Here is a 7,655-nt window from a genome sequence, read left to right as displayed (position 1 = left end):
CGTTCGGATTGTGGGCGAGACTATCGCCGAGATCGACACTGGAAACGCGGTTCCGCGTGGTGCAATCGACTGCGAAGGCGACTATGTCAGCCCTGGTCTCGTCGAATTGCACACTGATAACCTTGAACGCCACATTCAACCCAGGCCAAGGGTGGATTGGCCTCATGCCGCTGCGATCCTTGCGCATGACGCGGAGTTGGCCAGCACTGGTATCACGACCGTTTTTGATGCCATGCGGGTCGGATCGATCCCGTCAGGGGCGGCGCGTTATGGAAAGTACGCCCGTGGCCTGTCGCAGGAACTGTGGGATTTGCGGGAACAGGATGCGCTGAAGATAAGCCACTTCCTGCATCTGCGGGCCGAAGTGTGTTCCGAGACATTGGTAGAAGAGCTGGAAGAATTTGGGCCAGAGGACCGGGTTGGTCTTGTGTCCATCATGGATCACACGCCCGGACAACGGCAGTTTCGCGACATGACCAAGCTTGAGGCGTATATGAAAGGCAAACATGCGATGGACGATGATACGTTCCTACAGCATGTGGCCCAGCTAAAGGGCCTTCGCGACCGTAACGGCGATGTGCATGAGGTTGAGACCGTTAAGGCCGCGCGCCGCTTTGGGGCGGTTCTGGCCAGTCATGACGACACAACCGAAGATCAGGTGAAAATTTCCGCAGGTCACGGCATTCGGCTAGCTGAGTTTCCTACAACGGTCGAAGCCGCGCGGGCCTGTCACGATCACGACATCAAGGTCATGATGGGCGCGCCGAACATTATTCGCGGCGGCTCGCATTCGGGCAACGTCGCTGCACGGGATTTGGCCGAACTTGGGCATCTGGACATCATGTCATCGGATTATGTGCCGTCGGCCCTGTTGTTGTCGGCTGCCATGCTGGGCGAGATGTGGGATGATATGGCGCGCGGGATGAAAACCGTCACCCTGGCCCCCGCGCAAGCCGCAGGGTTGGAAGACCGGGGAGAGTTGCGCGCCGGTGCCCGAGCAGATGTCATCCGTTTCCGGATGCGGGCCGGGGTTCCTGCGCTTAATTCGGTTTGGGCGCGCGGTCGGCGTGTGGCGTAATCAGGCGGTGTAGAACAGGTATCGGTCCGGGGCAATCGTCTCGGGCCCTTTGATCTGGTCAAAGCCGACAAGGGGCTGACCGGAAATCAGCAAACCGCCGGGCTGCATGACCTGCGCGATCAATGGGCTGAGCCGCGCGGCTTCTGCCACATCTTCCTGTTTGATTCCACGACCAAAATCGTAATGTGCCAACGCGATCTTATGCCCGTCTGCCGCCAGTTTCTTCAGCATTGGTTCGGCCTCACCTTGCAGGAAATCTTCGGCCGGAGGGGTGCTGTCCGGGTGGCATTGCAGGACCCGGTCCATCACCCAGATCCGGCGCTCTGGCAGGATTTCACGCAGGTGATCATAGGTCCGGCCATTGCCCAGACCCATGTCCAGCACATCGCCCGCTTGGCCACTGACTCGCTGGGCAGCCCAGTTCAAACCGTCACGTTGAGCCGTCAATCGGCGCAGCATGGAATCCAGTCGGCTCATGGTGGTGTCCTTATTCGTTCTTAGGCGCGACCCAGATCGTGGCCGGGCCGTTCAACAATTTGCGCAGCAGGGCCTCGGTAAAGGTCCAAATGTCCTGATCATGGACCAGATGATGGGTCAATACGCCAAATGGTTCAGCGTTGTCTGCGCGTCCTTCGCGCCGGTCGCGCAACAGATCAACTGTCTGCGCGATCAGGATATCGGGGTTAATCAGACTGCGTGTGCCGCGCCAATCAATCGGGTCAAGATGCGTGTTGATCTGCTCAAGTCCCGGTGCGGAAAGGCGTATTTTGCGGGGCGTTGCCGTGGACAGAATGCGGAAGCCCAGAGAGGGAAGTTGTGCAACCATCTCAGGCGCGATGCGGTTCCATGGAGGAACAAACATAGGCCGCACGGTATCACCGAAAAGATCACCAAGACGTGCCATTCCTGACTTTGCGTCGTCGACCATCTGCTCCAGCGGTCGATTGAGACGGAACTCGGCCTTCTTCTCTCCCTCCGGCGCGTGGTTAGCATGTGACCAGCCGTGTACTACAGGGATCAACGAGGGTCGGTCCGCAACATACTCGGCCAATGCCGGGGTCGCGTCGTGGGGGATGACGGCCAGATGAACCGGCAGGCCCAATTCCGCAGACCGACCAGCCAATTGGTCCAACTGTGGCGTCGGAGCGACGGCGTCATCGTCACGCCACCAGAGTGGAAATGACAAACCCGACGCACGCCAGTGATCCAGCTCGGCGTCCAGAGGGTGCCAGTCGGGGGTCATGCACGCTGCTCCAACAGGCGTTTGGCGATGCGTACGCTTTGGGCGGCGCCGTCAAATCCGAAATCCTGTTTTGCGCGAGGACCATCATCAACAACCCGTTTCACAGCTTCGGCTAGGGCGGTTCCGTTCAGGGCCTGACTTTCCAGAACTTCGATTGCGGACAGCCCGGACAGGCTCTGCCCGCGCAGACCTTGCTCAACCTCTTTGCCATCATCGAATGGGACAAAAATCGCAGGTGTTCCGCTTTGCAGAATATCCATGGCGGTGTTGTAGCCGCACATGCTGACCGACGCTGCCGCAAGTGGCAACATCTGGCGAAAATCCGGGCGCACAGGTTCAAGGATGACTGAGGTGCCTTTGGCCTGTTCCGACAGTTCGGCAATCCGTGCCTTTGCATCCGTCCCGCCGACCAACAGGCGCCAGCGCCTGTTGGGCATCTGGCGGGCGGCCTCGATGGCCGCACGAAAGATCGGCTGCCCCACGGACCCGCCACCGGCGCTGACCAGAATTTCACCTTCACCTACCAAGTCCGGTTGAGGTTGGGGCAATTCCGGCGCAACAAAGCCGGTATAGTGCAACCGGCCTGCCAGTTGATCTGACACCGGCCAACTGACCGACAGAGGCGTCACGCTTTCGGTCGAGTGGACCAGTACGCCGTCATAATACTTGTTTACGATGTCGTCCGCGCGCTCTGCTTTGGCAGGTTTCGAGGGCGGGGCCAGAATGTCCCGGATCGACCCCAGAATAACCGGACGTACCGGCAGCTTAGTTGCTGTGCTCAACGCTGCGTCGAACTCGGCGGCCAGCGATCTGCGTCCAAAGGGATAAAGTTCGGTGATCAGCACCTGCGGCTGGAACGTTTTTACGGCCTGAACCAGAGCCGCCGTCCGTGCCTCATGATAAGCGGCATCCGCCTCTTCACCAGTTTCTGTCAGCAAGCGGGTGAAGTTGGTGCCGTCCGACCTTAAAGGGGGCAAGCCAAACACCGTCAACCCACTGCTGTCCAACTGAGGTGCAGGCATTCCGCCCGTCACAACCATAACCTCATGCCCGTCATCCCGAAACGCGCGGCCAAGGGTCAAAGCGCGGCTGAGATGCCCTGTTCCCAGCAGGTGCGTGACAATGATCATTACCTTCATGGCAAGGTCTCGCGTTTTGGCAGGCGTATGGGATCGGGGTCAGCGGTCATGGTGTTCATATCGACGATATACAGCCGATTGCGTTTGATCTTGAAGGGGGCAGGTCCTTCGAAATTCCAACCCCAGGCTTGGGCCAGAATGACCCGCATAATGCCGATATGGCAGACAGCGACCGTATCGTTTTGCATCGCGGACAACCACGGACGCAGCCGTTCCCGCACATCTGCCGGGCTTTCTCCGTCAGGCGGCCGGAAATCCCAACTCCAATCTTCGATATGCTTGTAGCCGCTTGTTGTGTCCGCGATCAGATCAACGCCGCGCTGACCCTCCCAAGCGCCCCAGTTCATCTCGGTCAGAGCGTCTGATGTCTGCGGGCTACGACCCGAGACGATCTGTGCCGTCTCATAGGCGCGTTGTAATGGGCTGGACCAGATATCAGCCTGTGCCCAGCTGTCCGGCAGGCGATAGCCTGCCAATTCCGTTCGTGCAGCATCGTCGAGAGGAATGTCGCTGCGGCCTTGTATTTGACCGGCACGGTTCCAGTGTGTGTGTCCGTGGCGAAGCAGCGCAAGCTTGGTCATGGCGCATCCTTCAATAAGGGGCGGAGAGTTGCCCAAAGGCGGGCAGTCGCTTGTGGCATAAGATGACGGTCAGCCACATAGTTGCGCGCAGCCGCGCCAAGGGAGCGGCGCAGTGACGCGTCCTCCAGCAGGGTTTGCAGACGCTTTGCAATGCCTTGCGCCCCATCGTCAACTGATGGGTAAGTTGCAGGGGCCAGCACATCCCGCACGCCCGGTCGATCTTGTGCAAGCACCGGCAAGGCTGCTGCCTGTGCTTCAAGGTAGATCATTCCATAAGCTTCGTTCACACCGGGCCAAACCAGCAAAGAGGCTTGTTCGTAGACCGCTTGCAGCGCATCGCGGTCGAGTTGGCCCAGAAAGCTGACCTTTTCTCCGAACGGGGCCATAATGGCCTCGACTTCTGATCGCGCAGGCCCATCTCCGGCAATGTGCAGCCGCCACTCATCTGCCAGATGCGAAAGCGCTTCGGCCAAGATCTGGTAAGAGGCCAGCTTGTCCCCGTGTCGCATCATGCCAACGGTCAGCATCGGACCTTCCCCGCTTGTTGCAGGGGGCAGCTCGGATTGCGGCAGAAATGGAGGCAGCTCTACCAAAGCCTGATCGCCAAAGCGATCCCGTTCCAATGTGATCAGGTCGTTGGCGGTGTGATAAAAGATGACATCAGCTGCATCGCAGGCTTGATGTGCAGCGGCGGCGAAACCGGCCCAGGGGCCATTTAGCCTGCTGGATGCACGGGTGCTTTCCAACTGAACATAGGGAATGCCGCGGGCCTTGCAGACCTGCGGCCCCAACAAATCAGGGGCCTTATAATAGTTGTGATACGTGACCCACAAAGCCGTATCCGAGGGCAGGTCGGAAATTAACCGTTGTGCTTCTTCTTCTGCCGCGCCGCGCAAGGCGTGTTGAAGGTCCGGATCGCCGCTCTTGTCATAGATTCTAAGGTCCGACACCAGATCGACCCTGTCGCCTTCGGCTTTGAGGGCTTTGATCAGGTTCCGCGCCATTTCGCGGTCGCCCGAGGGGGTCGGGCTGTTGGGAGACTTCATTGGTGCATAAAATGCGACCCGTGCCATCATGCGTCTTCCATGCACATGGCGTTCAGACGTTTGGACAACTGCGCGATTCCCGGGTCCATCCGAAACTCGGCAATCAGCCTATCATAAGCGGCGCGCGCCATCTGAGACGCCTGTTGCGGATTGCTGGCTAATGCTTCGACGGCTGCCGCCAATGCGGCCGGGTCGTCGTCCGACAATATGCCATGCGTTCCCGTTTCAATGAACTCCGGGATAGCCGACACAGGCGTCGACAGGATGGGCAACAGCTGAGATGCTGCCTCCATCAACACATTCGGCAACCCGTCGCGGTCGCCATCTTCCGCGATACGGCTGGGCAGAACAAAGAGATCTGCCTTTCGCATCGCATCGATTACCTCGGGCTGATCGCAGGCACCTCTCCACGTGACGCGATCACCGATGCCAGTGGCATTCGCCTGTGCCTGCAAAGCATCGCCTAAACCGCCGCCACCGATATGGGTCCAATGCCAGTCCAGAGTGTCCGGCAGAAGGGCAAAAGCCGCGATCAGCCGGTCGAACCCCTTTTTCTCAACCAGTCGCCCAACCGAGATCATATGAAATGGGCTTTCAATTGTGCGCAATATGCGGGTCGGCGGGTCCGGAAACCGCGACAAGTCAAGCCCGTGATAGATCAGGTCCATGCGATTGGGATCATCCGCCAGGCCCCGCAGATGCTCAGCCCCAATGGCTGTGCAGGTGGCCCCGAACGTGGCCCCATGTGTTGCGGCCTGCAGCTTTTCACGCTTTTCCCATTCGGGCGATGTCCAGATGTCCTTGGCGTGGGCTGAAAAGCTCCACGGTAATCCGCGCATGATGGCCGCATAGCGGGCAACAGACGACGGTGTGTGCATGAAATGCGCGTAAAGCCCGAGAACTTCGGCGGGTAGTTCAGCGGCCAGAACGCAGGCTTGCCCAAAGCGCCGGATGCGATTTGGTGTTGGGTCGCGACGCAAATCCTGCCGCCAGATCCGATAGGCTTCGGCGTAGCCCGGCATGGTTTGCGCAACCGCGCGCGCGGCCCACACTCGCTGCGGCTCTTCATAAAGGTATTCCGGCAAGTAATGGACCTGGCCGGTAAAACGGTCGTGCAAGGGATGGCGTTTGGTATCTGTCGGGTGGCGCAGCGACCAAATGTCGAACCGATGGCCCGCGTCCTGCAGTGCTACAAGCTCTTGCGCAATGAATGTTTCGGACAGTCGCGGCCATCCTTTGACCACAACCGCCAGCGTCGGAGAATCTGCGGTCATCCGGTGGCTCGTTCCTGTTCCCAGGTCAGCAGGCTGTCAATGCGATCGGTGACATAATCCAATCCGTCCAGCAAACCGGTCTGAATGGCTTGCGAGGGCAGGGCTTGTTCGGGCAGGTTGCGGATCGCGGCGATCATCGCCTCGGGTGTCAGGCCGTCACGGTGTTCGTCCAGCATTTTGACAAGGCCCAACTCTTCTGCGCGAGAGGCGCGAATCCACTGTTCCAGCCGGGGCGTGGTGCGCGGGACGATGACGGCGCGTTTGTCGAAGGACAGAACTTCGCAAAACGTGTTGTACCCGCCCATGCATACGACGCCTTCCGCCCCTGCAAACAGGGTTTCGATCTGGGATTCAAAGCCTACTGCCGTCACGCGCCCGTTCAGTGCAGCAACACGCGTTTCGAAGTCCTCGCGCAGTTCGCCCGACAGAAACGGGCCATACACCAGAACGGCGCGCGGAGACAGGTTTGGATCTTTTTCATACGCGGACAGGACGAGGTTCACCATTGCCTTGCCGTCCCCGCCCCCACCCGGGGTGATCAGGATATAGGGCTGCTCGGGCGGCTCACCAACCGGGCCCAGATCCCGACGCAGGTATCCTGTCCAGTGAATGCGGGATTGGGCAGCAGCACTGAGCGGCAAGCCCTGGGTGGGATCATAGATTGACTTCAAGCCATAGACCCAGATTTCATGATAAAAACGCTCAGTCGCCTCGACAGCTTCTTTGCGCGCCCATTCGGCGGCCAGCATCTCGGGTTCATCCAGAACATCCCGTAACCCCAGCACCAGTTTTGTGCCGCAGTTGCGTTCCAGATAGGTCAGCGTTGGCAACAGTTCACCGCGGAAACCGGTTGGTTCTTTGTCGACGATCAGCACATCGGGGTCGAATTGCTGAACGGCTGTCTGAATCAGACCCGAGCGCAGCTCGGTCACTTCATCAATGCCCATACCAATTGTGCGCGCGGCATAGGATCCATCGGCGCGCTTGGTCACGCCAGGCAATCGCACGTGATCGACGCGGCGAGGAAAAGTAAAACGACCTGCCACCGGAGAACCGGTCAGGATAAGCGCAGACGCACCCGGGTCGGCCTGAGTGATCGCCGCGGCCAAAGCCCGCGACCGGCGCAAATGGCCCAGACCGAAGGTGTCGTGGCTGTAAAACAGGATACGCGGCGCGCGGTCCGGTTTGGAGGTGGTTGTGCCTAGGCTCATAGAGTTGCCCGTCTTCTTGATCTCGATGCGAAATCCGCGCGTTTGCAAGCGTTATCGTATATTTTCTGGTCGTGCTTGCCAAA

The 7,655-nt window shown here is 59.3% G+C and carries 8 protein-coding genes; 1 reads left to right on the top strand and 7 read right to left on the bottom strand.

What is annotated here, in order from left to right; translation table 11 throughout:
• The coding region (locus tag AC2FNU_RS14170; RefSeq protein ID WP_496789521.1) for an alpha-D-ribose 1-methylphosphonate 5-triphosphate diphosphatase at nt 1-1,078 on the top strand (1,078 nt) is incomplete at its 5' end.
• Here the strand turns inward: AC2FNU_RS14170 and AC2FNU_RS14165 are convergent.
• Genes AC2FNU_RS14165 through AC2FNU_RS14135 form a run of 7 tightly spaced genes read right to left on the bottom strand, consistent with a single transcriptional unit; the run spans nt 1,079 to nt 7,572 of the window.
• Entirely contained in the window at nt 1,079-1,555 is a 477-nt protein-coding gene (locus tag AC2FNU_RS14165; protein ID WP_496789519.1) for a class I SAM-dependent methyltransferase, read from the bottom strand. It abuts the gene before it with no gap.
• A gap of 10 nt (nt 1,556-1,565) precedes the next feature.
• A complete protein-coding gene (locus AC2FNU_RS14160) occupies nt 1,566-2,321 on the bottom strand; it encodes a polysaccharide deacetylase family protein (protein WP_496789516.1) in 756 nt (251 codons plus the stop codon).
• Nucleotides 2,318-3,460 (bottom strand): glycosyltransferase family protein, encoded by a 1,143-nt coding sequence (locus AC2FNU_RS14155; protein WP_496789515.1) that lies wholly within the window; start codon nt 3,458-3,460, stop codon nt 2,318-2,320. The genes AC2FNU_RS14160 and AC2FNU_RS14155 overlap by 4 nt, the downstream gene beginning before the upstream one ends.
• On the bottom strand, nt 3,457-4,041 hold the full coding sequence (locus AC2FNU_RS14150; RefSeq protein WP_496789513.1) for a histidine phosphatase family protein: 585 nt from the start codon (nt 4,039-4,041) through the stop codon (nt 3,457-3,459). Before AC2FNU_RS14150 ends, AC2FNU_RS14155 begins: the two co-directional genes overlap by 4 nt.
• Nucleotides 4,038-5,114, bottom strand: a complete 1,077-nt coding sequence (locus AC2FNU_RS14145; RefSeq protein WP_496789512.1) for a glycosyltransferase family 4 protein — start codon at nt 5,112-5,114, stop codon at nt 4,038-4,040. Before AC2FNU_RS14145 ends, AC2FNU_RS14150 begins: the two co-directional genes overlap by 4 nt.
• On the bottom strand, nt 5,114-6,361 hold the full coding sequence (locus tag AC2FNU_RS14140) for a glycosyltransferase family 4 protein (protein WP_496789510.1): 1,248 nt from the start codon (nt 6,359-6,361) through the stop codon (nt 5,114-5,116). The genes AC2FNU_RS14145 and AC2FNU_RS14140 overlap by 1 nt, the downstream gene beginning before the upstream one ends.
• The gene (locus tag AC2FNU_RS14135) at nt 6,358-7,572 is read right to left on the bottom strand and encodes a glycosyltransferase family protein (protein WP_496789507.1); all 1,215 of its coding nucleotides are present in this window, start codon (nt 7,570-7,572) and stop codon (nt 6,358-6,360) included. The genes AC2FNU_RS14140 and AC2FNU_RS14135 overlap by 4 nt, the downstream gene beginning before the upstream one ends.
• Nucleotides 7,573-7,655: the final 83 nt, after the last annotated feature.

This window comes from Ruegeria sp. BHSB064, assembly GCF_059613205.1.
The sequence above is the reverse complement of the archived record's forward strand: the minus strand, read 5'-3'. Positions and strand labels throughout refer to the sequence as shown.

What these genes read in the sequence shown, in the direction of transcription:
- AC2FNU_RS14165 (WP_496789519.1), bottom strand. Translation starts at nt 1,555, where the DNA reads ATGAGCCGACTGGATTCCATGCTGCGCCGATTGACGGCTCAACGTGAC.
- AC2FNU_RS14160 (WP_496789516.1), bottom strand. Translation starts at nt 2,321, where the DNA reads ATGACCCCCGACTGGCACCCTCTGGACGCCGAGCTGGATCACTGGCGT.
- AC2FNU_RS14155 (WP_496789515.1), bottom strand. Translation starts at nt 3,460, where the DNA reads ATGAAGGTAATGATCATTGTCACGCACCTGCTGGGAACAGGGCATCTC.
- AC2FNU_RS14150 (WP_496789513.1), bottom strand. Translation starts at nt 4,041, where the DNA reads ATGACCAAGCTTGCGCTGCTTCGCCACGGACACACACACTGGAACCGT.
- AC2FNU_RS14145 (WP_496789512.1), bottom strand. Translation starts at nt 5,114, where the DNA reads ATGGCACGGGTCGCATTTTATGCACCAATGAAGTCTCCCAACAGCCCG.
- AC2FNU_RS14140 (WP_496789510.1), bottom strand. Translation starts at nt 6,361, where the DNA reads ATGACCGCAGATTCTCCGACGCTGGCGGTTGTGGTCAAAGGATGGCCG.
- AC2FNU_RS14135 (WP_496789507.1), bottom strand. Translation starts at nt 7,572, where the DNA reads ATGAGCCTAGGCACAACCACCTCCAAACCGGACCGCGCGCCGCGTATC.